This window comes from Rhizobium sp. TBD182, from assembly GCF_001950375.1.
In the GTDB taxonomy this organism is placed as follows: Bacteria; Pseudomonadota; Alphaproteobacteria; order Rhizobiales; family Rhizobiaceae; genus Agrobacterium; species Agrobacterium tumefaciens.
The window spans coordinates 167,737-192,512 of sequence record NZ_BDLN01000002.1 but is presented as its reverse complement, the minus strand read 5'-3'; the positions used below and the strand labels follow the sequence as shown (position 1 = coordinate 192,512).

23 protein-coding genes are annotated in these 24,776 nt (G+C 57.5%); 13 read left to right on the top strand and 10 right to left on the bottom strand.

The window, feature by feature from the left end; translation table 11 throughout:
* Nucleotides 1–13 precede the first annotated feature (13 nt).
* From T18_RS09660 to T18_RS09650, 3 genes are all read left to right on the top strand, one after another.
* Complete coding sequence (locus tag T18_RS09660) at nt 14–1,027, top strand: substrate-binding domain-containing protein (RefSeq protein WP_003510924.1); 1,014 nt, start codon at nt 14–16, stop codon at nt 1,025–1,027.
* Nucleotides 1,028–1,200: 173 nt separating this feature from the next.
* Entirely contained in the window at nt 1,201–1,398 is a 198-nt protein-coding gene (locus tag T18_RS09655; protein WP_003510923.1) for a hypothetical protein, read from the top strand.
* 233 nt (nt 1,399–1,631) lie between these two features.
* Entirely contained in the window at nt 1,632–1,790 is a 159-nt protein-coding gene (locus T18_RS09650) for a hypothetical protein (protein WP_035251458.1), read from the top strand.
* A 3-nt stretch (nt 1,791–1,793) separates the two neighbouring features.
* Here the strand turns inward: T18_RS09650 and T18_RS09645 are convergent, their stop codons facing one another.
* Nucleotides 1,794–2,369 (bottom strand): DNA-3-methyladenine glycosylase, encoded by a 576-nt coding sequence (locus T18_RS09645; RefSeq protein ID WP_038495795.1) that lies wholly within the window; start codon nt 2,367–2,369, stop codon nt 1,794–1,796.
* A gap of 97 nt (nt 2,370–2,466) precedes the next feature.
* On the opposite strand from T18_RS09645, the gene T18_RS27135 reads away from it, so the two are divergent.
* The 4 genes from T18_RS27135 (at nt 2,467) to T18_RS09625 (ending at nt 5,649) form a co-directional block, all read left to right on the top strand.
* Complete coding sequence (locus T18_RS27135; RefSeq protein ID WP_038494099.1) at nt 2,467–2,850, top strand: hypothetical protein; 384 nt, start codon at nt 2,467–2,469, stop codon at nt 2,848–2,850.
* Nucleotides 2,847–3,632: an SDR family oxidoreductase gene (locus T18_RS09635; protein WP_038494096.1), complete on the top strand. Its 786-nt coding sequence runs from the start codon at nt 2,847–2,849 to the stop codon at nt 3,630–3,632. Before T18_RS27135 ends, T18_RS09635 begins: the two co-directional genes overlap by 4 nt.
* Nucleotides 3,633–3,788: 156 nt before the next feature.
* Nucleotides 3,789–4,844: a L,D-transpeptidase family protein gene (locus T18_RS09630; protein WP_038494094.1), complete on the top strand. Its 1,056-nt coding sequence runs from the start codon at nt 3,789–3,791 to the stop codon at nt 4,842–4,844.
* 19 nt (nt 4,845–4,863) lie between these two features.
* Complete coding sequence (locus T18_RS09625) at nt 4,864–5,649, top strand: L,D-transpeptidase (RefSeq protein WP_035251547.1); 786 nt, start codon at nt 4,864–4,866, stop codon at nt 5,647–5,649.
* Between the two features lie 109 nt (nt 5,650–5,758).
* Here the strand turns inward: T18_RS09625 and T18_RS09620 are convergent, their stop codons facing one another.
* Together T18_RS09620 and T18_RS09615 are read right to left on the bottom strand one after the other, a co-directional pair.
* The gene (locus tag T18_RS09620; protein WP_038494093.1) at nt 5,759–7,579 is read right to left on the bottom strand and encodes a methyl-accepting chemotaxis protein; all 1,821 of its coding nucleotides are present in this window, start codon (nt 7,577–7,579) and stop codon (nt 5,759–5,761) included.
* A 145-nt stretch (nt 7,580–7,724) separates the two neighbouring features.
* A complete protein-coding gene (locus tag T18_RS09615) occupies nt 7,725–9,059 on the bottom strand; it encodes an aspartate aminotransferase family protein (protein WP_038494091.1) in 1,335 nt (444 codons plus the stop codon).
* Between the two features lie 146 nt (nt 9,060–9,205).
* On the opposite strand from T18_RS09615, the gene T18_RS09610 reads away from it, so the two are divergent.
* Nucleotides 9,206–9,754, top strand: coding sequence for a cupin domain-containing protein (locus T18_RS09610; RefSeq protein ID WP_003510910.1), 549 nt, complete (start codon nt 9,206–9,208; stop codon nt 9,752–9,754).
* Nucleotides 9,755–9,775: 21 nt separating this feature from the next.
* Here T18_RS09610 and T18_RS09605 read toward each other — a convergent pair whose 3' ends face one another.
* Nucleotides 9,776–9,985: a hypothetical protein gene (locus T18_RS09605; RefSeq protein ID WP_141682305.1), complete on the bottom strand. Its 210-nt coding sequence runs from the start codon at nt 9,983–9,985 to the stop codon at nt 9,776–9,778.
* 385 nt (nt 9,986–10,370) lie between these two features.
* Here T18_RS09605 and T18_RS09600 point away from each other — a divergent pair, with 385 nt between their 5' ends.
* The 3 genes from T18_RS09600 (at nt 10,371) to T18_RS09590 (ending at nt 13,808) form a co-directional block, all read left to right on the top strand.
* Nucleotides 10,371–11,051 (top strand): sugar transferase, encoded by a 681-nt coding sequence (locus tag T18_RS09600; protein ID WP_003510909.1) that lies wholly within the window; start codon nt 10,371–10,373, stop codon nt 11,049–11,051.
* 194 nt (nt 11,052–11,245) lie between these two features.
* Nucleotides 11,246–12,532, top strand: a complete 1,287-nt coding sequence (locus T18_RS09595) for a polysaccharide biosynthesis/export family protein (protein ID WP_013761580.1) — start codon at nt 11,246–11,248, stop codon at nt 12,530–12,532.
* A gap of 7 nt (nt 12,533–12,539) precedes the next feature.
* Nucleotides 12,540–13,808, top strand: a complete 1,269-nt coding sequence (locus T18_RS09590) for an O-antigen ligase family protein (RefSeq protein ID WP_003510903.1) — start codon at nt 12,540–12,542, stop codon at nt 13,806–13,808.
* Nucleotides 13,809–13,827: 19 nt separating this feature from the next.
* On the opposite strand, the gene T18_RS09585 is transcribed toward T18_RS09590, so the two are convergent.
* The 5 genes from T18_RS09585 to T18_RS09565 form a co-directional block, all read right to left on the bottom strand.
* A complete protein-coding gene (locus tag T18_RS09585; RefSeq protein ID WP_038494084.1) occupies nt 13,828–14,322 on the bottom strand; it encodes a hypothetical protein in 495 nt (164 codons plus the stop codon).
* A 137-nt stretch (nt 14,323–14,459) separates the two neighbouring features.
* A complete protein-coding gene (locus T18_RS09580) occupies nt 14,460–15,824 on the bottom strand; it encodes an HlyD family type I secretion periplasmic adaptor subunit (protein ID WP_038494081.1) in 1,365 nt (454 codons plus the stop codon).
* An 8-nt stretch (nt 15,825–15,832) separates the two neighbouring features.
* Nucleotides 15,833–18,055, bottom strand: a complete 2,223-nt coding sequence (locus T18_RS09575) for a type I secretion system permease/ATPase (RefSeq protein WP_038494079.1) — start codon at nt 18,053–18,055, stop codon at nt 15,833–15,835.
* 76 nt (nt 18,056–18,131) lie between these two features.
* The gene (locus tag T18_RS09570) at nt 18,132–20,153 is read right to left on the bottom strand and encodes a hypothetical protein (protein ID WP_038494074.1); all 2,022 of its coding nucleotides are present in this window, start codon (nt 20,151–20,153) and stop codon (nt 18,132–18,134) included.
* Between the two features lie 151 nt (nt 20,154–20,304).
* Entirely contained in the window at nt 20,305–21,267 is a 963-nt protein-coding gene (locus T18_RS09565; protein ID WP_035199459.1) for a hypothetical protein, read from the bottom strand.
* A gap of 908 nt (nt 21,268–22,175) precedes the next feature.
* On the opposite strand from T18_RS09565, the gene T18_RS09560 reads away from it, so the two are divergent.
* Complete coding sequence (locus tag T18_RS09560; protein ID WP_038494070.1) at nt 22,176–22,946, top strand: helix-turn-helix domain-containing protein; 771 nt, start codon at nt 22,176–22,178, stop codon at nt 22,944–22,946.
* A gap of 60 nt (nt 22,947–23,006) precedes the next feature.
* Here the strand turns inward: T18_RS09560 and T18_RS09555 are convergent, their stop codons facing one another.
* Entirely contained in the window at nt 23,007–23,357 is a 351-nt protein-coding gene (locus tag T18_RS09555; RefSeq protein ID WP_013761572.1) for a hypothetical protein, read from the bottom strand.
* Nucleotides 23,358–23,753: 396 nt separating this feature from the next.
* Between T18_RS09555 and T18_RS09550 the strand changes: the two genes are divergently transcribed.
* The gene (locus T18_RS09550) at nt 23,754–24,776 is read left to right on the top strand and encodes a UDP-glucuronic acid decarboxylase family protein (protein WP_003510890.1); all 1,023 of its coding nucleotides are present in this window, start codon (nt 23,754–23,756) and stop codon (nt 24,774–24,776) included.

Here is a 24,776-nt window from a genome sequence, read left to right as displayed (position 1 = left end):
ATTGGCAGAAAACATGAAGCTCAAGGAATTCGCAGAAAAGGTCGGGCTGTCGCCCACCACCGTCAGCCGTGCGCTTGGCGGCTATCCCGAGGTGCGTGAAGAGACGCGCCAGCGGGTGATGGATGCTGCGCTGAAATACGGCTATCGGCCCAATGCCAACGCGGTCAGGCTGGCAACAGGCAGGGCTGGCGCGATCGGTGTCGTGATGGGCCGTTCGGGCGGCGGGCATTTCTTTTCGGAATTCATGGGCGGCATGGCGACGCGGCTGGAAGGCGAAGAGACCGACATTCTCGTCAGCGTCACCGTCGACAATAACATTGAGGAAGAGCTCGCGATTTTCAGCCGGCTGGCGTCGAGCGGACGAGTGGATGGCATAATCGTGCATTCGCCGCGTCCGGAGGACGAGCGCATCGCGCTGCTCAATCGGCTGGGCGTGCCTTTCATCGTGCATGGCCGCTCGAAGACGGCGTTCGAGCACGCCTGGCTCGATATCGACAATCATGATGTGACGTATCGTCCGACAATCCATTTTCTGGAACGTGGCCACCGTCGCATCGCGATGATCAACGGCCCGACAGGCCGTACATTCGTGCAGGACCGCGAACAGGGTTTTCGTGACGCGCTCGCGACCCATGGCATCACGCCTGATCCGCGCCTCATGATGAGCGAGCATTTCAGCGAAGATGCCGCCTTCCGTTTCGCCCGCTCGCTGCTGGAGCAGACGCCGCGACCGACCGCCTTCGTCGCCGGCGCGATGATGACGGCGCAGGGCGTCTATCGCGCGGCAACCCAACTGGGACTGGTGATCGGTAAGGACGTGTCCGTCATCGCCCATGACGACGTGTTTCCTTACCTCACTCCGGAAAGCATGATGCCGCCGCTTTCCACCACACGCTCGCCCATGCGCATGGCTGGCATGCGGGTTACGGACCTGCTTCTGCAGATCGTCGGCGGCCGTCCTGTCCGCGAGGTTCAGGAATTGTGGCCGGTCGAACTGATCCTGCGGGAATCGGTCGGTCCAGCCTGAGCTCGTCGCCATAGCTCACTGATTCCATTCCATTTTGTGAACGTCAATTGATTGCCGTTCGTCTTTCATCGCCTATACGGCAGCGGCATCTCGTGTATAATTGAAGCTGCACAGGCCTTTTGGAACAGGACCTGGGCCAGCGCGTTGAGGGGACGTGTTGAAGGAGGTGACCGATGTTTGAATTTTTAAAGCCGCAACAACAGACTGTGATCGATGATGTGGAGGCAACCGGTACCTATGCCGATGCGCTGCTCAACGTACCCAGCCCGGAACTGACCCGTTCCACCGCTCGCGAACACGGCCATGAGGCCCACTCCCGCGACTATTGCGAAAACCGCGATATTTCCCGCAGCTCGCTGGGTTTCGCCTGACCACTCGCAAAAGCTTCCCAAAAAAAACGGAACTGACCGGCGTTTTCCCGCGTTTGTCCTGTACAATCCGCAGGGCGGCGCAATGAAACCGAAGGGACCTGACCGGCATCTGACCGATGGGCGAATTGGGTGTTGCGCCGCCTGATGAGGGGCGGTGCGCTCGCGTTGTCCCAGCAGATGAAAGCGCATTTCGATTCCGCATTGGACGAAAGCGCTTATATCCAGGAGCTTCAATGCCAACTGTTCCCGTTGAACCCTATCCAGACCCGCCAATGCCGGTGCCGCCACAGCCGGATATACCGCCGGTCAAAGAGCCGGAGCCCGACAGGCTGCCGGACGAGGCGCCAAACCCCAATCCAGATGAAAACGACGGACCGCCCAAGGTCTTGTAGGTTTCAGGCCTGTTCGAATTTCTTGCTGAGGAAGGCCGAGCCTTCAAGACCAAACCGCCACGGATAATCCTGCGCGCGGCTTATGCCGATGCGTCTGCCGCTGGTAACGGCGGCGGCCTCCTTTGGCAGACGGAGGAAAAACGGCGGGCGGTCCAGCGCTGCTCCGTCCATTTCTCCGGTAATGGCCAAGGCCTGACAAAGCCTGCCGGGGCCGGAACATAACAGTTTCAGTTTGTCAGTTCCTCGCCGCAGTTTCATCATATCTATGCCGGTGAGGGGTTCGATTGCACGCAGAAGCACAGCGGAGCCCGGAGCGCATACGAAGTTTGCGCACCAGTGAATGCCATAGGACCGGTAGACATAGAGATGGCCAGCCGGGCCGAACATCGCCTTGGTGCGGGGGGTCTGTCCATTGAAACTATGGGATGCCGGATCATCTGGATGATAGGCTTCGGTTTCCACAATGATGCCGCCGGTATTGCCAACGCGGAATTCCATGCCGATGAGGGCGCGCGCAACGTCAACGGGATCGCGCTGAAAGAAGCGCTCCTGCATTTCCGGGCCCAAGGCCTGATCCATCTGGAACCCCTTCTGCTCTGCCATCGTTGTGAATTCAGGTTTCAGTGTGTTGTCGCATCGGATTACGTCGATGCTTTTTCAAATCGGAGGGCATGTCATGCAACTTTCTACGACCTATGTAAAACGGGATAACGGAGTGATTTCCGTGGAATTCGTCGGCAGCGACGGCGATCAGGTCTCGGTCCGCCTTGCCGACGGTCTTGATGGCGTCGACGATGCGGAGGCCATCAAACGCGCGAGCGCGGTGATGGTTCAGCTGACGGCATTCGGAACGCGTCAAGGCGCCGATGCGCCGTCGCAGTTTTCCGCTCTCGGCACGGCGCAGGATCAGGTCCCGCACGGTCAGGCGAGCGCCCGCACATCGAAGGATCGTGACATTCTTGAAGAGGAACTGGAAGAGGGGCTGGAAGACAGTTTTCCGGCCAGCGACCCCGTCTCGGCAACGGTCACCTCGATCGCGTCTAGAAAAGGAGGGCTGTGACCTTGGCCAGTGGTAAAGTCGCCCTCGTCACCGGCGCTGGCTCCGGCATCGGCCGGGCTGCTGCCCTTCATCTGGCTGCCGAAGGCTTTTCCGTAGGCCTTCTCGGCCGTACCGAATCTGAATTGCAGGCAGTGAAAAATGAGATTTCCGCCTTATCTGGCGCTTCTAAGGTCCTCGTCGCCGATGTGGCGGAGGAGGCAGCTATGCGACACTCCATTGCAGAGCTTGCGGATGCTTTCGGCCGTCTGGATGTCGTGGTGGCCAATGCGGGCGTCAACGGCGTCTGGGCGCCGATTGACGAGCTGACGCCTTCGGAGTGGGACGATACGATCCGCATCAACCTGCGCGGCACCTATCTCACTATCCATGCCAGTGTGCCGCATCTGAAGGCGGCAGGTGGCGGCTCCATCGTCATCGTCTCTTCCATCAACGGCACACGCACTTTCAACTCGCCGGGCGCTACCGCCTATTCGGTGACGAAGGCCGGGCAGCTTGCCATGGCCCAGCAACTGGCGCTGGAGCTCGGGCGTCATCGCATCCGTGTCAACGCGGTGTGTCCGGGCGAAATTGAAACGGCGATTGACGAAAATACCGACATACGCGGGCGCGACAGGACCGAAGTGCCAGTCCGTTTCCCGGCGGGTGACATTCCGGTCACCGGCGGGGTTGCAGGGACGAGCGAGGATGTTGCTGCATTGATCGGTTTTCTGGCATCGGACCAGTCGCGCCATATCACCGGGACGCCGGTATGGATCGATGGCGGGCAGGGGCTTCTTCGGTAGCAGCAGTCCCATCACAGGCTTGTGTGCGTATGATTAACGAATGGGTAACGTCTGTTCACGAGACTTTGTCCTTGCGGGAGGTTGCCGCCATATGGCCACCTTCGCTAGTTAAGCCTCTGCCACAAAGGCGGGCAAATCGGGCGGGCAGAACGATCCATGGGTATGAATGCATTGCTGAACTTCGCAAGTGCGGGGCTGCGGCGCAGGGTAAAAGCGGGAATGAGAATAGCTGCGGTCGTCGCGATCGGCGGCGGTCTCGCCGCGTGCACCTCCATGGGTCTCGACAGCGTCAAAAAGGACCCGCCGAAGCTGTCATCCAAGATGATGGCGCAGATGTCTGCCAAGAGCATGCGCCCGGAAAGCCCGGTTCTCGTTCGCATTTTCAAGCAGGAAAGCGAGCTTGAGGTCTGGAAGATCGACAAGACCGGTAATTATGCGCTGCTCAAGACCTATCCCATGTGCCGCTGGTCCGGAAAACTTGGCCCGAAGACGAAGACGGGCGACCGGCAGGCGCCGGAAGGGTTTTATCATGTCTCCGCAGGCATGCTGAACCCCAATTCGCAATATTACGTCTCCTTCAATCTCGGCTATCCCAACCGGCTGGAATCGGCGCTTGGTTACACCGGCGAAGCGTTGATGGTGCATGGCGCCTGTTCTTCGTCGGGCTGTTACGCGATGACCGATCAACAGGTCGGCGAGATTTATGCGGTCGTGGCGCGCGCGCTGCAGGGCGGGCAGGACCGCTTTCAGGTTCAGGCCTATCCCTTCCGCATGAGCGCCCGAAACATGGTGGCGAATCGGGACGATCCCAATATGCCCTTCTGGAAGACGCTCAAGGAAGGCTATGACTATTTCGAGGTGACGCGCCGCCAGCCAAAGGTTTCCGTTTGTGGCCGGCGATACGTTTTTAACAGCGAATTTGCCGGCGGTGAGCCTGCCGATCCGCTGGCGGCCTGCCCACCTGCGATAAACCAGCCGGACCCCTTGGTGGCGTCGAAAATGGCCGAAGAGCAACAGAAATTTGCCGCCGCGATGAACGATGGAACTTCTGCCCCGGTCAGCGCGTATGTGGACGGCGGCATGCACCCAAGCTTCCGTGCCATCCTGAAATCCAGTGGCGCAAAGGCCATGGCATCGCAGGTCTCCGGCACGAAGTACCCTATAAGCCGCCCCGAGGCGGCGCTGGCAGATCCCTTTGCCAGCGCAAGATGACGCAGATGAGGTTTTTCAATTGAACGACACGACAACGACCCGGCGAGGTTTCCTGCTTGGAGCGGGCGGATTGGCGCTGGCCGGCCTTGCAGGCTGCAACACCACCGCGCGTGAGGCCACACGGCCAACAGCCCCGGCCGACGACCCGATGTATGCCCTGATGTACGGTCCGAAGCCCGACGAGCAGTTTCCGTTGCCGGAAATTCCCTACAAGCGGATCCCGCGCCAGTTCCTGCGGCAAATGGTGGAAAATCCCACCGGTGAGCGTCCCGGCATCATTGTGGTCGATACCGCCAACCATTTCCTTTATCTCACCTACGAGAACAACCAGGCCATGCGTTATGGCGTCGGTCTCGGCCGCGCGGGCTTCGAATGGGCCGGACGCGGCGTTATCCAGTACAAGCGTCAATGGCCGCGCTGGACGCCGCCCGACGAGATGATTGCCCGCCAGCCTGAGCTGGAACCCTATAGCGGCCGCAATGGCGGCATGGAGCCGGGCCTCAAGAATCCGCTCGGTGCGCGTGCACTTTATATCTTCAAGGACGGCAAGGACACGATCTACCGTCTGCACGGCTCGCCGGAATGGTGGACGATCGGCAAGTCGGTTTCCTCCGGCTGCGTGCGTCTGCTGAACCAGGATATTGTCGACCTCTATAACCGTGTGCCTGATGGTACGCCGATTGTGGTGACGGCGCTCGGGCCGGCACAGCAGGGTGTTCCTATCGGGCAGGCGGGCGTGCCCGTGGCGCAGTATGGCGGCGGCGTGGTCGGCGACGGCCTGTCGCAACCAATGCAGACCTATTGATAGACAAAATTTCCAGCCGCCTGAGAGGCGGCTGGAAATGGGTAATGAATGAAGGCGCAATCAAAGCGCTTCGATACTGCTGCTGCCGGCTCGATCTGCGGCAGCGACCTCAGGCAACGCGACGGGTAACGTCGCGGCTACCGGCACTTTCCATTTCCAGACGGAACCGCGATACAAGCGAGCGCAGCTTTGCCGTTTCGGCGGCGAGCATTGCAGAAGCCGCAGTGGATTGTTCCACCATGGCAGCATTTTGCTGGGTGGCGTGATCCATGGAGTTTACCGCCGCGTTGATTTCGGCAAGACCGGTCGATTGTTCGGTCGCCGATGTGGCGATGGCGTTCATATGGCGATCGATGCCGGCGATACGCTCGCCAATCTCCTTCAGCGCCGTGCCGGTGTCGAGAACCAGTTTCACGCCGCTTTCCACTTCCGTCGAGGATTGCCGGATATGATCGCGGATTTCGCTTGCGGCCTTTGCTGCGCGCTGGGCGAGATCGCGCACTTCCTGCGCCACTACCGCAAATCCCTTGCCGGCTTCACCGGCGCGTGCGGCTTCGACGCCTGCATTCAATGCCAGAAGATTTGTCTGGAAGGCGATCTCGTCTATGGCGCCGACGATGCCGGTGATCTGCCGGGACGAGGTTTCGATGCGGCGCATCGCCTCTTCCGCATGGCTGACAACCTCCACAGATTTCAGTGCGCTGTGGTTAGCATCGGTGGCGGCGAGCCGCGCTTCGGCGGCACGCTTGTTGGCGTTTGAAACATTGACCGTGATTTCATCGAGCGCTGCTGCGGTCTGTTCCAGAGACGCTGCCTGATTTTCCGTGCGGCGGGAAAGATCGCCGGCACCTGCGGCGATTTCCCGGCTGCTGCCGTCAATCGTGCTGATGCCATCGGAAATGGCGAACAGCGTTTCGCCGAGTTGACGCACTGAGCTGTTGAAATCGTGGCGCAAGGCCTCGAATTGAGGGGCAAAGGCCTGATCGAGCTGAAAGGCCAGATCGCCCGATGCCAGCCGCTTCAGTCCTGTCGCAAGACCGGAAGTGGCGATGCGCAGCCGCTCAGACGCATCGTCCTCCGCTTGCTGTCGCGCGGCCGCCTGATCGGCTTCTGCCTGCAGTCTGGCTGCTGCGGCCTGTTCTTCGAGCGCCCGATTGGCAATCGCCGCCTGCCGGAATATTTCGACCGCGCTGGACATGGAGCCGATCTCATCCTTCCGGTCCATGCCGGAAGGAGGCTGTGACGTGTCGCCGCTGGCAAGGATTTCCATCGTCTTCGACAGGCGCAGGATTGGACCCGTTACCGTTTTGCGGGTGATGATAAAGAGGCCTACGCAGAAGAGCGTCGCCAGAACCAGCAGCCCTTCTAATACGAGCTCGATTACCGCCTTCGTCTCCTGGCTTTCCGCGACAGTTGCTTCGGAAAGCGCGTCGATCTGTTCGCTCGCCGTTTCCATCGCGGTTTCGAGAGTGGTGAACTGGCGCATGAAGTCCGGAATCATTTTTGTCGCCGCGCCCGGATCGGCGTTGACGAGGCCAACCACCGTTTTGGCGCTTTCAAGATAGGACTGAAGCGGTTTTTCAACGCTCTCGATAACGGCTTTGGCGTTCGTACCTTCGGTAAGCGCCTTGTTTAGCTTCATTGCTTCAAGGAAAGTGGCTTCATGTTCGGCAAGGTCGGCCTTTACCGCGTCGAACGACAGGCCCATCGTATCATTCGTGGAAAGAATGGCTGCCAGCACGTCTGAGCGCAGCGCATCGTGCATCATGTCGGCACGCATATGATTATGAAGTATCTCGGCGGACCGCGATACATCCGTACTATTGCGATTGAGCGTATTCGTCGCCCAGATACCGACCCCCGCCGCGCTTCCGGTGATGGAAAAGATCGCAATGCTTGCCAATATAATTTTTTTCTGAATCGACGCCATGAGGCCATTCCCGCTCGGTTGGTTATACTACGGGAAATTAATAGAATATGCTTAAGAAATGATCTATTTTTGTTGCGGTCTTGATAAATGCAAAAAAAGGCTGCAATAGAAATTGCAGCCTTTTATTTATTAGAGATTTATACTTTTAATCCGCTCTCTTCAGCGCGTCGCCCAAGATCGAGACGATATCGTCGAAATGGGATTTTTCGGCGATAAGCGGCGGCGAAAGGGCAATGATATCGCCCGTGACGCGAATGAGCAGACCGCGCTCGAAGCAATCCACGAAAACGTCATAGGCGCGCGCACCGATAGCTCCATCACGAGATTGCAGCTCGATGCCGGCGATGAAGCCGATGGTGCGGATGTCGATGACATTGGGCAGGCCCTTCAGCGAATGGATGGCGTCGTGCCACACATCCTGCATTTCTGCCGCGCGGGTAAAGAGCCCTTCGTCGCGGTAGATGTTGAGCGTGGCGATGCCGGCGGCGCAGGCAACCGGATGTCCGGAATAGGTATAGCCGTGGAACAGCTCTATCTGGTTGTCCGGCCCATGCATCAACGCATCGTGCACCTTGCGGCTGGTGAAAACCGCACCCATCGGGATTGCGCCGTTGGTCAGCCCCTTGGCGGTGGTGACGATGTCAGGCGTCACGCCGAAGTAGTTGCTGGCAAAGGACGAGCCCATACGGCCGAAACCGGTGATAACCTCATCGAAGATCAGCAGAATGCCGTGCTTGTCGCAGATGGCCCGCAGGCGCTCCAGATAACCCTTCGGCGGCACCAGCACGCCGGTGGAGCCGGCTACCGGTTCAACGATACAGGCCGCGATTGTTTCGGCCCCATGCAGAGCAACCAGCCGTTCCAGATCGTCTGCCAGTTCGGCACCATGCTCGGGCTGGCCCTTTACGAAGCTGTTTTTCGCCAAATCGTGGGTGTGACGCAGGTGGTCGGCCGGGATTTGCGGAAAAACACGGCGGTTGTTAACAAGGCCGCCAACGGAGATGCCGCCGAAACCGACGCCGTGATAACCGCGCTCACGGCCGATCAGACGGCTGCGGGTGCCCTGACCGATGGCGCGCTGATAAGCGATGGCAATCTTCAGCGCCGTATCGACTGATTCAGAACCCGAGCCGGTGTAGAACACGCGGTCGAGCTTCGCGCCTTCCGGGCCGGGCGCGATTTCCGCCAGCCGCTCGGCGAATTCGAAGGCGGCGGGATGGCCCATCTGAAACGAGGGCGCATAATCCATGGTCGAAAGCTGGTGTTTGACGGCGGATGCAATCTGGTGGCGGCCATGGCCGACATTGACGCACCACAGGCCAGCTGTGCCGTCGAGAACCTGACGACCGTCATTGCTGGTGTAATACATGCCCTCCGCGCTCGTCAGCAGGCGGGGATTGGCCTTGAACTGCCGGTTGGCGGTAAATGGCATCCAGTAGCTGTCGAGTGAGGTGGAGTTGGATCGGTTGGGGTTGTCCATAACGGTTCTCCTGTTCGGTGCCGGTGATTGAAAGCTATTTTCCGGGCTGAACAAGCCCTTTTCTCGCTGTGGCCAAGCCATTGAAAATGTTATAGGCGGGAAAGGTAGTTTTCGATATTTCGAACAACGGCAACGGGGGATCACGCATGTCGGTGGATATAGGCGGGCGTTTGCGCCATTTGCGGCTGCGTCACAATATTTCCCAGCGTGAACTGGCAAGACGTGCTGGCGTTACCAATTCGACGATTTCCCTGATCGAATCCAACACCTCCAACCCGTCCGTCGGCGCGCTGAAGCGCATTCTCGACGGTATACCGATCGGCCTTGCCGAATTTTTCGCCTACGAGCCGGAGACCAGCCGCAAGGCATTTTACCGCGCGGATGAACTTGTCGAAATCGGCAAAGGACCGATATCCTTCCGGCAGGTGGGCGAAAATGTTTTCGGCCGCAGCCTGCAAATCCTGAAGGAATGTTACCAGCCGGGTGCCGATACCGGCAAGGTGCCACTGGTCCACGATGGAGAAGAGGGGGGTATCATCCTCTCCGGGCGTCTGGAGGTGACGGTAGACGAGGAGCGGCGGGTTCTTGGTCCGGGGGATGCCTATTATTTCGAAAGCCGCAGGCCGCATCGCTTCCGCTGCGTTGGTCCAGTGCCGTGCGAGGTCATCAGCGCCTGCACGCCACCCACCTTCTGATTCTATGGCTTTCGCGTAAAGTCACGCCGGAATGGTGGTCGGACCGTTGCAGCCGGAGATAATATGGTCCAGCCGGAGAGATTTTCTACGATCCGACCGAACTTTGATACGGGTTCCTGCCATTATTTTGCCGCTTTTGCGCCGCTTTTGCAATTTTTCCATCGCTTTTTCTTGGCGAAGTTGGCGTGCCGGCAAAAAAATCCCGGCTAATATGTCAAATTTTATATGCATTGCCACAATCTTGCTGCGCTGCAAAAAAATTTAATATTCTTCCTGACGCATGGCTGTTCTTGGCGTTCCTGTCTCACGTGATTAAGTCACAAGAAACATATAAGAAAAGACTATCTGTTGTCGAAAACGCAATACATGCGGGAGCGGCACCCATGCTCTCAACACATGGCCGCCGGCACATTTGTTGCTTTTTTATGCAACCGTTAATATTGCCCTGACGTTGATCGGCCGCTCTCGCAAGAAATCGCATAGACGGTCAGGGGCAATGTGCCTTACAAAAAATCCATTAGCATCAAATTCAGAACACAGACTTGTTATCTCTTTTAGACGGAAAGACACGCCTCCGGGCACCGACCAATCGCAAAACATAAATGGAGTTCTCTCTATGAAGTCCGCGACCCAATCGGCTGAACAGACACTCAGCAGTTCCGAAGACTTCGATGTCAGTTTCCCTATCGGGGGCATCGCAAAACGCAGCTTCGATATGACATCGGCCCTGCTTGCGCTGCTCATCTTCAGCCCGATTTTTCTGTTGATCGCCGCACTGGTGAAATTGTCCGATCCCGGCCCGATCTTTTATGGGCACCGGCGTGTGGGACATAATGGCCGCTATTTCCATTGCCTGAAATTCAGGACGATGGCGATGAACGGTGATGAAATGTTGCGGCAATATCTTGCCGCCAATCCGGAGGCCGCCGAGGAATGGCGTGCGACCCGCAAACTCAAGAATGATCCGCGCGTAACCGCAGTTGGTGCCGTGCTGCGCAAGCTCAGCCTTGATGAGCTGCCGCAGCTTCTCAACATCATCCGCGGCGAAATGAGCGTCGTTGGCCCGCGCCCGGTCGTCGACGAGGAGCTGAGCTACTACGAAAGCGATGCCGCCTATTACCTCAGCACCCGTCCGGGCCTGACCGGCCTTTGGCAGATCAGCGGCCGCAATGACGTAAGCTACAAGACCCGCGTGGCTTTCGACACGCAATATGTGCAGAACTGGTCGATGCGACAGGACGTCTTCATCATCGTCAAGACCATTCCCGCCGTGTGCCTTTCACGCGGAAGCTACTGAAAACCGATATTGAGTTTGGCTTTATCGATCTTTGTTTTGCCACGCACCCTGACCGGGATCCCAAGTCCGGTCTTTGGGTGCGTCATTGGTGCAAATCATAATGGCCGCTTTTTGCGGCGCTGTGCAGCCGGCACCGTCCGGCTGCTCTATCGCCTGATCGCCCGTGCGGCGATCCGCAAACAGGGAGTTTCCCGATGAACGGTCCTATTGCCGTCGCCAGCCGTCCGCTTGCAAAAAGAACCGCCGGACGCACTTTCTCCGCCCTTCTGCTTGTTGCATCCGTCGCATTCGGAGCGCCGCTTTCCGCAATGGCTGCAGAAGGCGCTCAATACAAGCTTGGCACCGCCGACAAGCTGCGCATCCGCGTTGCCGAATGGCAGCCGGCCGATGGCAGCATCCGCAACTGGGATGTCATCAACGGCGATTATTCCGTCGGCCCATCCGGCGCGCTGTCGCTGCCCTTCATCGGCCAGCTGGATGTGGCGGGGAAGACGTCCGCGGAGGTCGGTGAGGCGATTGGAGCCCAGCTTCAGAGCAAGTTCGCCCTTCGCAACCTGCCGTCGGCTTCTGTCGAAATCGCCCAGTTCCGGCCGATCTTCCTCAGCGGAGATGTACAGACGCCCGGCGAATATCCCTATGCTGCCAATCTCACGGTGTTGAAGGCCGTAAGCCTTGCCGGTGGGTTGCGGCGCTCCGATGCCGGGCAGCGTTTTGCCCGCGACTTCATAAATGCCCGCGGCGACGCAGCCGTTTACGACAACCAGCGCGCAAGGCTGCTTGCCCGTCAGGCGCGGTTGATCGCCGAGGTCAAGGGTGACACGGTCATCGCCAAGACGCCGGAGATGGAAAAGATTGCCGAGATCGACGCGCTTCTCGCCAGCGAAAGTGCGCTGATGAAATCGCGCACCGAGCGTTACACTTTGCAGCTCAAGGCACTGACGGATCTGCATGCGCTTCTGGAAAGCGAAGTCGAGTCGCTGAAAAAGAAATCGGAAACGCAAAACCGCCAGCTCGAGCTTGCCAATGAGGACCGAGACCGTGTCAACCGGCTGAACGAGCAGGGCCTTGCACTATCGCAACGGCGTATTTCCGCGGAAGAACGTGCAGCGGAGGTGGAAGCCGCACTGCTTGATATCGACACGCAGTCATTGCGGGCCAAGCAGGATATCAACAAGGCGACCCAGGATGAAATCAACCTGCGCAATGACTGGGTGGCACAGCGCTCCAAGGAATTGCAGGACACGGAAGCGGAACTCGACAAGCTCAATCTGCAACTGGGTACAAGCCGGGAATTGATGTCGGAGGCGCTCGCACAATCGGCTGAGGCGATCCGTTTCGATCCGTCGGGAAAATCCGCGACAATCAGCTACGTCGTGGTGCGTGAGGAAAACGGCAAGCCGAAGGAAGTGAAGGTGGATGAAAACGCCATGCTCCAGCCAGGCGACGTCATCAAGGTCTCGTCCGAAATCCTGATGCAGTGAGGTTTTCATGCGGATCGCCAAATCGGCACTGATCGATCCCGAACGCAATGAAGTCTACGGAATGGCGGCGATTGCGCTGTCATTCTTCGTTTTCGCCTATTCGTCGCGTTTCGGGCAAATCTCGATTCTGGCCTATTATGGCATGTGGCTGCCCCTTGTAGTGGTCAATTACCGGCGCGTGCTGGGTAACTATCCGCGCTATCTGTGGATATTCGCCTTCGGCATCCTGACCGTGCTGTCGAGCTTCTGGTCGGAGGCAGCATCGGTCACCATGCGCGCTTCCATACAGTATATGACGCATATCGTCTGTGCACTTATCGCCATGCGGGTGGTCTCCATCCGCACGCTGACGCGTGGGGCGTTGATCGGCATCACCGTCATTCTGCTCTATTCGCTGCTGTTCGGTGTCCACCTTTTCGATGCGCTTGATGGAACCTACAGTTTCGTCGGAGCTTTCTCATCGAAGAACCAGCTTGGCTTTTACGCCTCGCTCGGCGTCATTTTCGCTGTCTCATCCGTGCTGATCCTCAAGCAAAGGGGTATCTGGCTGCCGATCGCGGGCATCACCGGGCTCTTATCGGCCTATAGCCTAATTGCTTCGCAATCGGCCACATCCACCATTACCACGGCGGCGGTGGTCGCCCTCATCATCGGTTTCATCCCGATTGGCATGCTTTCACCGGCGAACCGCAAGATGACCTTTTTCGCACTCGGCGGTATTGGCATATTGCTGGTGGTCGCGTCCCTGCAGTTCGGCTTGCTTGATGCCATTCTCGGCCTTTTCGGCAAGGATTCGACACTGACAGGACGCACCTATCTCTGGCAGCAGGGCATCGAAGCGGCAAAGCAGACACCGATCCTCGGCGTTGGTTACCAGGGGTTCTGGGTGGTGGGTTTTGCCGATGCCGAGCGCCTGTGGAACGACTTCTTCATTACCGGACGCAGCGGCTTCCATTTTCACAACACTTATATCGAGACGGTGGTGGAGAATGGCATCGTCGGCATGGTTCTGCTCGGCATGGTGCTTTACGGAACGCTGCTCGGCCATCTGCGCTCGGTCCTGATGCGCCAGCGCGATCCGCAGGGCGTCATTCTCTTTGCCATCTGCGCGCTGTTCGTCGTCCGCTCCTTCGTGGAGATCGATATCATCTTCCCATTCCAGATCGGCTCGTTCCTGCTGTATTTCGCCGCCGGAAAACTATGCCTGCCGGCGAAAGCCACGCAGAACAGCGAAACTCATCCCGCGATTGGCGTGCGGTTACAGACGCGAGCCTGAGCATTCGCTCTGCCCGATCCTAGAGGTAATCCGATGAGACGTGCGGGCTGGCGTGGATGAAACTCCACATGTCCCTGCTGACAGAGACGATGTCGGCGATGGATTTCTCGAGGTGTTCGATTTCTTTCTCGTCCATGCGTTCTACCTTACCGTAACGGACCTGGGTTTCGTCCTCCACCAGTCGCATGAGCTGGGTGCTGGCAATTTCGCCCTTTTCGTCGAAGGAGTAGATGCAATGATTGTATTTGTTGCGCGTTTTCGATTCTTTCTTGAGCCGCGCCATGATGGATAGAATGGTCTTGCGATCCGGCGCCGGCGTTGAGGGAAGTTTTGCCAGACGCTCGATGAGATCCATGCGCGCGCGCGTGGTGTTGAGCGTCAGAAACACGACGATGGCCGCTTCCTTCTCCACTTTCAGGAGATGGACGATCAGATAGATCATCAGGCTTTCGGTGTTGGTCCACACGTAATTCAGCCTGCCGACCATCAGCAATATATCCGACATTGCCGCCATGCTGTTCTCCCGCCCCACCAGACATATACTGGCATTCTATGCCGATCTGGACGGGATTGACAGTGTAGGTCCTTCTGCGTTCCGCATTTTCCAGACGCAAAACCGCCATCCAACCTTCCTGGAAAAGCGGTATTTCTTCATCTTTCCTTGAATGCTCGGGACATGCTGTCGGATATAGGCTTGGTCAGATATTCGAAGAAGGTTCGCTCCGAAGTCTGGATCAGGACATCCGCCGGCATGCCGGGAACGGGATGGAAATTATGGACCTTCGCGATCTCCTCGTCTGAAACCTGCACGCGCACGATATAGACGTCCTTAACCTGCAGGCCTGCATTTTCCTCGATGCTATCGGCGGAGACGTAAAAGACCTTACCGTTCAGAACAGGCGTGGTGCGGCGGTTCAGTGCCGAAAGGCGGATCGCTGCCGTCTGGCCTTCATGCAACTGGTCGATGGAGGTTCTCAGAACCTGCGCCTCAAGGATCAGGGGAACGTGGGCGGGCAGGATTTCCATGATTGGCTTGCCGGTGGTGATGACGCCGCCTGCCGTGTGGTAATAGGCGCGCACCACGGTACCGTTGACCGGGGAGCGGATGACGGTGCGTTCCAGCACTTCGGCGGCACCGCGCACTTGCTCGCGCACGCTGTCCAGATCGGCTTCTGCGGTTTCGAGCGCGTCGAGAGCAGCCTGCTTGTTGGCGTTGATGGCAATGACCGCTTCCTGCTTGAACTTGGCGATTTCAGCCTCGCTCTGGTTCATCTCGCCGGTCAGTCGGGCGATATCGCCCATGGCATCGGCAATGGCGCGCTCCAGCGCCAGCATGTCAGTCTTGCGGATGACACCGTCCTTGGCAAGCCTTTCCTTGGAATCACGCTCCTGGGTCAGAAGTGCCAGCTGGCGGTCGAAGGACTGCTTCTGCCCCTCATAGCCCGTATAGCGAAACTCCAGCGACTTGATGTTCTTTTCGATGAGATTCAGCTGCTCGTCGAGCTTCACGATCTTGCTGTGGAACACGATGTTCTGGCTCTGGATGATGGATTTGATATCAGGATCGCTGGCTTCCTTCATGACGATGTCAGGCACCTTGAAGCTTTTTTGGCCCTGTGCCTCGGCGCGCAGGCGCGTGACGATGGTTTCGAGGCGAAGGCGTCTTAGCTGGAACATGCGCTCGTTGGCGAGCGCCGTCGTCTTGTCGAGCGTCAGAAGCACGTCGCCTTCCTTGACGGTGTCGCCTTCGCTGACCATCATTTCCTTGATGATGCCGCCCTCCAGATGCTGCACGACCTTGTTGTTGCCTGTGGCGACAAAGCTGCCCTGGGCAATGATGGCGGCGGAGAGCGGTGCAGTGCCGGCCCAGTACCCGAAACCGCCAAAGGAAGCGAGCAGCACGGCAAGACCGATTGAACTGTGGAGGCGAATGGAACGTGGCACTTCGCTGTACCACTCAAGCTGGCCCTGGGGTTTTACCTCTGCGACGGCGACGGCGGTTTTTTTCTTGAACATGACGATCCTCAACCCTCGATCTGCGGAGACTGGCTACTTTGCCGGCCATTGCCGGAAATAGCCTTCAGTACGTCCATCCGTTCGCCGAACATGGCGACCGATCCGTCCTTCAGCACCATTATCTTGTCGACGCACTGAAGAAGTGCGGGTCGCTGGGTGATGGTGACGGTGGTGATGCCCTGTTTCTTGGCGTGCAGAATGGCTTTTGCCAGCGCCTGTTCGCCCTGCGTATCAAGGTTGGAGTTTGGTTCGTCCAGAACCACGAATTTGGGATCACCGAAGAAGGCGCGGGCAAGCGCGATGCGCTGCTTCTGGCCGCCCGAAAGCGGTGCGCCATCGGCGGCAACCACGGTTTCGTAACCCTGCGGGAAACCGGCGATCAGCTCGTGTACGTCAGCGAGCACAGCCGCCTCGTAGATCTGCCGGTCTTCAACATCGTCACGCATGCGACAGATATTGGCCTTGATGGTGCCGGGAAACAGCTGCACGTCCTGGGGCAGATAACCGATGCTTTCACCGAATTGCCGCTGGTCCCAGTTGCGCAGGTCCATGAGGTCAAGGCGGACATTGCCGGAAGTGGGAAGGATGGAGCCGACCAGCATCTTGCCAAGCGTCGTCTTGCCGGAACCGGAATTGCCGATGATGGCAAGGGATTCCCCTTTCTTCAGCGAAAAGGAAATGCCGTTCAAGATCACCTTCTTCTGCGGCGGCGGCACGAAAAGGATACGTTCCACATCCAGGCGCCCTTCCGGATTGGGCAGGCGCAGACGCGGGAAATTGAGCGGTGAGGTGATGAGAAGCTGCTTGATACGGCTATAGGAGGCTGCAGATTTGTTGAACTGATGCCAGCCCTCGATCGCCCCTTCGATCGGTGCAAGCGCGCGGCCGGAAATGATGGATGCTGCGATCACCATGCCGCCGGTCAATTCGCCTGCGAGAGACAGATGCGCGCCCCAACCCAGAAGTGCGACCTGCGTGATCATGCGGGCTGCTTTGGAAACACCTGAGAACATGATGTTGCGATCCTGCGCCGCCACATGCGACTTCAGCGATCCGGCTGTTTCACGACCCCACATCTTCACGGCCTCTGGGATCATCGCCATGGCATTGATGATCTGCGAGTTGCGCGACATGGAATCAAGATGGAAATTGGCGCGGCTCAGATAACCGGAGGCTTCCGCGAACTGTCTGGCGGTGAAGCGCTGGTTCAGCCAGGCTATGATGAACAGCACCGCGCAGCAGACCATGATGATGATGCCGAGATGCGGATGTACAAGATAGACCACCACGATGAAGAGGGGCATCAACGGCGCATCGAGAAAGGCGATCAGGGTGCCGGAGGTAATGAAGGAACGCAGCTGCTGCAGGTCCTGCAGGATCTGGTAGTCCTTGCCGCTGCCATGCAGGGAGGCACGGGCCGCTGCCGACAGGATCGGCGCTCCAAGCTGCACTTCAAGCTCGACAGCGGTGCGCATCAGGATGAAGCGCCGGATGGCGTCCATGAAGGCTTGCAACAGAACCGCGCCGAGAACGGCGACCGTCAGCATGACGAGGGTATCCATGGAGCGGCTTGTCAGTACCCGGTCCGAGATTTGGAACAGATAGAGCGGGATGGCAAGCAGCAGAACGTTGATGGCGATGGTGAACAGCATCACGATCGCCATGTTGCGCCGTATCGCGGCGATGCCCTTGGCGAGGCTGGCGGCGAAATTGACGGGTTCACTGCGCTTGTGGAAGCCGCTCTGGCTTCCGCCGCCGCCTCCGCCACCACCGCCATTCTCCGTCGGCTCCTTGCCGTTGCCGCCGCCGCCCGTCACCGGACGGCGCTCGTTTTCACGGATGGGCCCGTCATTATTGTCGATTGTCTTGACGAAGGGCAGGTCGGGTGCGCTTTTCAGCTCAGTATTGTCCACCTTTGCTTCTGGCTCCGGCGGTGAGGCGGGGCGCCGGTCTTGCTGCGGCGGCACTGGCCTTTCCTGCGGAACGTCACGCATTTGCGGTTGTTCGGCGTATGGGGAATGTTGCGGAAGCGGCCGGGGCGGTGTGATCTCAGGGGAGGGCGGGGCTGCTTTCGCGGTCGGTTCCGCGCCGGACAGATGGCGCAGGTTTTCGACGGCCTCGTTTATGGCCGAAATGCAGGCATCAGTCAGCTTGCTGTCTTCCGCATCCTGATCCAGCGGCAAGTCCAGCGAGTGCCCGGCGGTAATGGTTTTTCTTGAAATATGATCCATTTTTTTATTAATCCCCTCGGTGATCTCGCGGTTTCTGCGGCTTTGGCGGCGGGCGTTTCTCCCCGCCCGTCAAAACCTATGCAGTGACCGCCTGCATGACGTCGGATGAATGCGCGCTCGACCACGACATGTCGTGACCGGCGTTGATGACGCCATCGGATTCATTCTGAATGGTGGCGGGATCGTCGTGCAGAAACGCGATCACTTCGTTTGCCAGCTGCTGGCCTTGGTGACCCGGTTGCGACGCATCGTTTTCGATGATGCCGCCCTGTATCAGGATAGCATCCGAATAAAGCCCGCCTGCGACGTAGGTGGTGGAACCGAAGCTGTCGTAATCGATAATCTGCGCGAGATTGATGACGGCGTTGCTGCCGGTATCGATATGGATCGTGACGTTCTCGTTGTTTTCGAGAATCTTTGCGGCTGCCTGCGTCACATAGTCGGAATCGCCCAGCACGCTCACCTGTTTGATGATGCTGACGTCATAAAGATTGCCAGTGATGTAAAGGACGTTGATCCCCTGATAGCCCGCAAAATTGGCATCGTGGGCAAGCGCGTCCGGCATGTTCGGATCACGCTCGTTAATCGCTTTCACCGTCTGCGCCATGTAGTCCGGCATAGTTTCGAAACGGTCGTTGCTACCGACATTGTGGATGCTGGCGTCGTTCCACAACAGGTTGTTGCCGGACTGAACGGTGGCGCCCTCAGGCGCGTCGGGGTTGGCGCGGATCCAGTCATTGTCGTAAAGCACGGCGATCTGGCTGATGAGGTTCATGTCCAGCACATTGCCGCCGACGATGACCAGATCGTACTGCATGCCGATGCCGAGGAAATTGGCGATGTTTAGGGCAGCGTTGCCACCGCTCAGCAAGCTGACGCTGGCACCCGAAGAGGTAACCGTCAGTGTGTCGTTGTCGCTGATGAACTGGTACTGCTCGATCCAGTGGACGAAGGACACGTCTCCCTCGAGGACGCTGACACGCCAGGCGGTGGGAAATATTGGCGTTTCACCACTATCGTGGCTGCTGTCGGCGCTTTCCGCACCCGGATAGACACTGCGTGAGAAGGTCGCAATATTGTATGCGGCGGTTGCGTCATGGTCTTCGGACTGCGTGAAAACGGAATCGACCTCATCGCGGTCGCTATAGACATAGGCCTGGGTGATTGCGTCGATCTGGTGATAATCGCCCATGACGGTGGTGACGGAGGCCATGACGGCAGTATTGACCAGCGTTGCTATGTTGGCGACGACATTTGCGCCGGCAGCCACATCGAGGCTGTTTCCGGCGGGGCTATCCTCATGCAGCGAAACATCGCTCTTTTCCGGCTCTTCAGCGGGCTTGGCAATGCCACGATCCGGCATGAAGTCGTCGAGTGTTGGCTTTTCGCTTGCCATGGAGCCATTGATGTAGAGGCCGTTGATGTCATTGCCGGCGAGAACGAAATCCTGTTCAGCGCCGGTTCCAAGGGACGTCACGTCATTTTCGCGTGCATGGCCGATATAATCATGTGCTGATTTGGCGAGCGCCTGTAACGCGTCGTAGCTGTCGGTGCGCTGGAAAACGGAAAAGGGCGTGAAGACGGCTGCTTCGTTATAGAACTCGACGGTGCGCTGGGTCACGAAACTGGTGTCGCGCGCCACATTGGGGCCGTCCGTCATGTTCAGATAGTCGTCGTCCTGAAGAATGTTGACCTGCGTGACATGGGCGATAACGGAGCCAGGGCCGGTGTGCACCACCAGTTCGCGTTCTTGCTCAAAGGAGACACTGCCCGGAAAACGGAAATGCGCGGCTGACATATCGACCGGTATCGCATTTGCAAGCTGCTGCATGTCGTGTTCGACCATGCGAGCGAAATGCGGTTGCAGATAGTCGAAGTCGTAATAGCCGGCGCGATATTTAACGCCGGGATCGTAATCCTGAAGCTGCAAGTCGTAGTTCTTGTCTAGCAGTCTTGCCGCGTCATCATCCGACAACCGGTCTTGGTTCGCGTGTGCCGTGCCTTCTGCATAGTTGCTTCTTAGACGCGCTTCCTCGATCACCGTGTCGAACAGGCCGATGAAATGCGCAATCATGTCTGAAATTCTGTCGATTTGCATTGCAGGTCCCTCCCTGATCATCGCGGCAGAGCCTGGGCGGCGGGCGGCACACGTCCAAGAGGCGGTGCTTCGTCTTCGCGCAAACCCGGTCCTTCAACCGCAAACTGCACCGGCGAATGCCGGTGCAGCTTTTTTCATAGAGAGGTACTCGTCAGGAGCCGCTGTCCTCGCCGGTATCGGAAACATGCGAGTTACCGCCTGTGACCGAGACATCAACGGCATTGGAGAGCATGTTGGCGCCCTGCACCAGTTCCAGATGGAAGCCGGAGTTTGCAAGGATAGCCGATGCATCTGCAGTGCTGGTACCCGCAGCGTCGTCGCCAGCCTTGAGGTCCCATCCCTTGCCGTCCATGCCTTCTGCGCCAAAGGCGTCGCCGGCATTCGCGCTCAGGTGGTTCTGGGCACCACCATTGTCCATCCTGACATCCCAGGCTTGATCCTGATCCGCCAGGTGGTTGGCCTGCACAAGGCTGAAGCCCGTGTCGTTGCCTTCGCCGTTGAGCGAGCTGTTGAGGATATTGTCGACATCAAGTGTGAAGGAGAAGTCGTCACCGAGGTTAAAGGTGAGGTCTCCGCCAGCGATACCGAGATTGCCGACATCCTTGACGCCGGCGATGTTGCCGAAGTCGTCATCCGACTTGTAGAAACTGTCAGCGGAGTTGAAGCTGTCGGAAGTCGTCGTTGTTGTTGTTGTCGTGTCGTCGTCGGAATAGGAGAAGGTCTTGGTGTCCGTATCCGTGACCGTCTTCACGTTGGTGTCGTTGTCGCTGTACGACTTGCTTTCATAGCTCCAGTCGTAATCGGTCTTGATTTCGGTGCTGGTTTCGGTGCTCGTCTTTACGGTCGTATCGTTGTCGCTGTAAGACTTGCTGTCATAGCTCCAGTCATAGTCGTTGTCGCGATTGTCGCCGTTGCCCACTGCAACGTCGATTTTGGCGTCAACATCCACATTGGTGCTGTTGTCGCTGTTGTCGTTGTTGCGGTTTTCACCGTTTGCGGTGCCGACGTTGCTGTCGTCCACCTTTGCGTCATTGGTCGAGGTGTTGGCGAAACCCTCCGAAAGCGCGCCAATCTTGGTGATGTCGTCGCCCGCAGGCTGTGGATTGTAACCCATGTCGATTTCCTCCGAAAAAGCTCGGAGCAGCTTTCGAAATCCCTCTCATCTAAAACGGGATTTTTTCGCGCTTGCTCCGCGTTGCACAAAGATTGATGTTCTGCAGATGCACTCGGTACGTCTCATCTGCGGCTTGGCATCGGCCCGTAACCGGGCTCTTCTCGTTCAGCCCTTGTGCGCTACTCGGTATTAAGGCGCACAAATCCGTTCCTCGCTCCGTTGGGAGCGCGGTGGCTTCGTCTTTTTGCTTTCGTTATGTCTTGAAAAGGAACCGGCGTTTGCAAACACACGTCAAAGGCCAGGGTTGTCTTTCCATCGGTCACTGTTTGCAGCGACGGTCAGACTGTGCAGCAGAAAAATCGCGCTTCCTAGCTATCAATTCGGGCTAAACATATCGGCACCCTTACCACCAATATATATGTCGGAAGGCGGTCACATGGAGATTTGCAGCCGGTTCAGACGCAAATAATCGCGCTCAGGCCGGGAAAAGCTGCTTTTTCTAAAAATATAGTCAATGGCGGTGAGAAGGGTCCCTATCCCGAAATGGCACATTCCGGAAGCTCGTTTGCCGGGCAGGTATGTAAAGGGATATCAACCAAAAGTTATATTTTCCCGGATTGCAAAACCGGAGCGAAAGCTTTTCCGATGTGTTTGTTTTTACACTGGTTCCGGGCTCAACGATTCATTACGGGCGTAACCAATTTTGTACGTCAATTGCAAGAAATAACCCATTTGGGCCATTTCTTTGCACAGCTTTTCGTATTAGCCTCCTTAATTAACGGGTAATTAATGATAGTTGACATGCCGTGAAGCGGGAGTTGCCCCATTTGTTTCTAGGGGTATCCCGGCGAATGACAGAGCACACAACCAAAAAGAACGTAATGCGTAGCGCTTTAGGGGAGACGTCGATGTTCATGGGAACTTCAGATTATGCGGCAAAACAAAGTGGAGCCGTTGCGCCTGTAAATGGAACTTTATTGATCATCGCGGATCCGGACCTGTTTTCCGAGTGCCTCGTGGAGGCGCTGGGCAAAAAGTTCCCTACATTCGCTGTGATGAGCGTGATGTCGTCGGCAACGATCGACGATGACTATGGCGCCAATGTCCGGCTGGTCCTGCCGTACCGCATGTCGGGCGAGCGGCTTCATAGCGTTCTTTCGGCAGTCCGCGAAAAGCATCCGGATGCCCCAATTGCACTTGTCGTCGAAACCATCGACAAGTTTGAGGAGCCGCTGAAGCAACTGGTGGGGATGCGTATCATCGATGGCGTGCTGCCGCTTAATCTGCGGCTCGACGTTTTCATGGCGGCGGTTGATCTCCTCATGAAGGGCGGGGAGCATTTTCCCGCTGCCCTTCTTGGCAAGCTCACCCCCTATTCCCAGGCCGTGAACGGCAAAAGCGTTCAAAGCAACGCCGTGATCGCCAACCGCGCCGACGCTCTTGCCGTCAGCAAGAGTGAAATGGCGGCGCTGACGACGCGCGAGGTGCAGATCCTCGACCTGCTTTGCAAGGGAACGCAAAACAAGATTATCGCCGACCGGCTTCACCTGTCCGAGAATACCGTGAAGGTGCACGTTCGCAACATCTACAAGAAGATGAATGTGCGCAACCGAACGGAGGCAGCGTCGCGCTTCTTTCACAAGGACGACGACGCGGCTATCTCCGGCTGGAGAAACTGAACATCTGGCGGGCCTGATGCCGCAATGACGCCAGTTTCAAGCAGAGGTTATGCCTGAGGCTCAGGGCCTCAGGAAACAGCGGGACTTCTGACCAAATCCGCTCGGTGAGCAGATATAGGGAGAAGAACCGGAATAGGAATGCCGCGGCGATATCGTCGGTGTGTCGTAAGTATCGGCAACAAGCGTGACGGCTGCGTTGCCTGTCTTGTCATAGCCGTAGGACGCCTTGGCTGGAGCAACCCGGCTCTTGATCGTCGCCGTATTAGCAGATGCGGTCTTGATCAGAACGGCATCTTCAACGACGGAGCACGAGGCCGTTGCGAAAGTGAACGTCGCAAGTGCGGCGGCAACAAGTGCAAAACGACAGCGGCGGGCCGCTTTGCTGTTATGGGAATAAGGCATTTCATTCATGATGTATGTCCCCTGAAATCGACTAGCTGTCGCATCTCGCCGGGTGGTTTTGCCCCGGTGGACCGAGCCTTACAAAACCAGAATAGTCCCGACTGGTTGAGCGAAGCTTGCGCTAATGCTCAATAAGAAAGGCATAATGGAGGCGTAGTTAAAAAGTATTAAATCGAGTGATTAATACGAGTAATTCGGGGTAATCAATTGTAATATTTCGATAAAATAAAGTTGACCTGTTTTGTGACGCGCCTATCATAAAAGTTGAAATATATCGAATCCAAATATTAAAACCTCCAGAAGAAATAAAAACCGGAGGTGACATTCGAAATATCATGCAATCTGAAGTTTGATCTAGTTCAAGTCGAATCAGCCGGGCTGGTTCCTCATTGGGAGGAGTGTGTAATGCGTAATTTCGTTCCCAACGACCATGACAACGGCGCTACAATCTATTCCGAGTGGCGGCCAGGCCAGCGCGTTCTGGTCAACGGCGGGGCTGGTTTCCTTGGCTCCCATCTTTGCGAACGTCTGTTGGCTTGCGGTCATGAGGTGATCTGTCTCGACGATCTTTCGACTGGACGGACCGTGAATGTTGAGCATTTGCAAGCCAACAAGCGGTTTTTGATGGTCGAGCATGATGTCCGCAAGCCCTATGACATCGACGTCTCGCTGATCTTCAACTTCGCGTCGCCGGCCTCGCCGCCGGACTACCAGCGTGATCCAGTCGGCACCCTGCTTACCAATGTGCTCGGCGCGGTCAACGTTCTCGAAGTCGCTCGCAGATGCGGTGCAACCGTGGTGCAATCCTCGACATCGGAAGTCTATGGCGACCCGCTCGTCAATCCGCAGCCGGAAAGCTATTTCGGCAACGTAAATACAATCGGGCCGCGAGCCTGCTACGATGAGGGCAAGCGCAGCGCCGAAACGCTTTTTTTCGATTATCACCGCTTTTATGGCGTCGATATCAAGGTTGGGCGCATCTTCAACACCTATGGGCCGCGCATGCGCCCCGATGACGGGCGGGTGGTCTCCAACTTCATCGTCCAGGCGCTGAAGGGGTCGGACATCACCATTTATGGCGACGGCAGCCAGACGCGCTCCTTCTGCTACGTCGATGATCTGATCGACGGGTTCCTGCGTTTTTCAGCCAAGCCGAAGGATTGCAGCGGACCGATCAATCTCGGCAACCCTAGCGAAATTCCGGTGCGGCAGCTGGCCGATATCGTCATCCGCATGACGAATTCCCGCTCGCGCATCGTGCATCTGCCCGCTGCGATCGATGATCCGCAGCAGCGCCGTCCCGATATTTCGCGTGCCAAGGAAATGCTCAGATGGCAACCGCGCGTACCGCTCGAAACCGGTCTGGAGAAAACCATCGTCTATTTCGATGCGCTACTGGCCGGCAAGAAGGTTGCGGAGGCCGTATGA

What these genes read in the sequence shown, in the direction of transcription:
- T18_RS09565 (WP_035199459.1), bottom strand. Translation starts at nt 21,267, where the DNA reads ATGGGTTACAATCCACAGCCTGCGGGCGACGACATCACCAAGATTGGC.
- T18_RS09645 (WP_038495795.1), bottom strand. Translation starts at nt 2,369, where the DNA reads ATGGATCAGGCCTTGGGCCCGGAAATGCAGGAGCGCTTCTTTCAGCGC.
- T18_RS09555 (WP_013761572.1), bottom strand. Translation starts at nt 23,357, where the DNA reads ATGAATGAAATGCCTTATTCCCATAACAGCAAAGCGGCCCGCCGCTGT.
- T18_RS09630 (WP_038494094.1), top strand. Translation starts at nt 3,789, where the DNA reads ATGGGTATGAATGCATTGCTGAACTTCGCAAGTGCGGGGCTGCGGCGC.
- T18_RS09660 (WP_003510924.1), top strand. Translation starts at nt 14, where the DNA reads ATGAAGCTCAAGGAATTCGCAGAAAAGGTCGGGCTGTCGCCCACCACC.
- T18_RS09620 (WP_038494093.1), bottom strand. Translation starts at nt 7,579, where the DNA reads ATGGCGTCGATTCAGAAAAAAATTATATTGGCAAGCATTGCGATCTTT.
- T18_RS09580 (WP_038494081.1), bottom strand. Translation starts at nt 15,824, where the DNA reads ATGTTCAAGAAAAAAACCGCCGTCGCCGTCGCAGAGGTAAAACCCCAG.
- T18_RS09650 (WP_035251458.1), top strand. Translation starts at nt 1,632, where the DNA reads ATGCCAACTGTTCCCGTTGAACCCTATCCAGACCCGCCAATGCCGGTG.
- T18_RS27135 (WP_038494099.1), top strand. Translation starts at nt 2,467, where the DNA reads ATGCAACTTTCTACGACCTATGTAAAACGGGATAACGGAGTGATTTCC.
- T18_RS09550 (WP_003510890.1), top strand. Translation starts at nt 23,754, where the DNA reads ATGCGTAATTTCGTTCCCAACGACCATGACAACGGCGCTACAATCTAT.
- T18_RS09605 (WP_141682305.1), bottom strand. Translation starts at nt 9,985, where the DNA reads ATGCATATAAAATTTGACATATTAGCCGGGATTTTTTTGCCGGCACGC.
- T18_RS09575 (WP_038494079.1), bottom strand. Translation starts at nt 18,055, where the DNA reads ATGGATCATATTTCAAGAAAAACCATTACCGCCGGGCACTCGCTGGAC.
- T18_RS09590 (WP_003510903.1), top strand. Translation starts at nt 12,540, where the DNA reads ATGCGGATCGCCAAATCGGCACTGATCGATCCCGAACGCAATGAAGTC.
- T18_RS09570 (WP_038494074.1), bottom strand. Translation starts at nt 20,153, where the DNA reads ATGCAAATCGACAGAATTTCAGACATGATTGCGCATTTCATCGGCCTG.
- T18_RS09560 (WP_038494070.1), top strand. Translation starts at nt 22,176, where the DNA reads ATGTTCATGGGAACTTCAGATTATGCGGCAAAACAAAGTGGAGCCGTT.
- T18_RS09600 (WP_003510909.1), top strand. Translation starts at nt 10,371, where the DNA reads ATGAAGTCCGCGACCCAATCGGCTGAACAGACACTCAGCAGTTCCGAA.
- T18_RS09610 (WP_003510910.1), top strand. Translation starts at nt 9,206, where the DNA reads ATGTCGGTGGATATAGGCGGGCGTTTGCGCCATTTGCGGCTGCGTCAC.
- T18_RS09595 (WP_013761580.1), top strand. Translation starts at nt 11,246, where the DNA reads ATGAACGGTCCTATTGCCGTCGCCAGCCGTCCGCTTGCAAAAAGAACC.
- T18_RS09615 (WP_038494091.1), bottom strand. Translation starts at nt 9,059, where the DNA reads ATGGACAACCCCAACCGATCCAACTCCACCTCACTCGACAGCTACTGG.
- T18_RS09655 (WP_003510923.1), top strand. Translation starts at nt 1,201, where the DNA reads ATGTTTGAATTTTTAAAGCCGCAACAACAGACTGTGATCGATGATGTG.
- T18_RS09585 (WP_038494084.1), bottom strand. Translation starts at nt 14,322, where the DNA reads ATGGCGGCAATGTCGGATATATTGCTGATGGTCGGCAGGCTGAATTAC.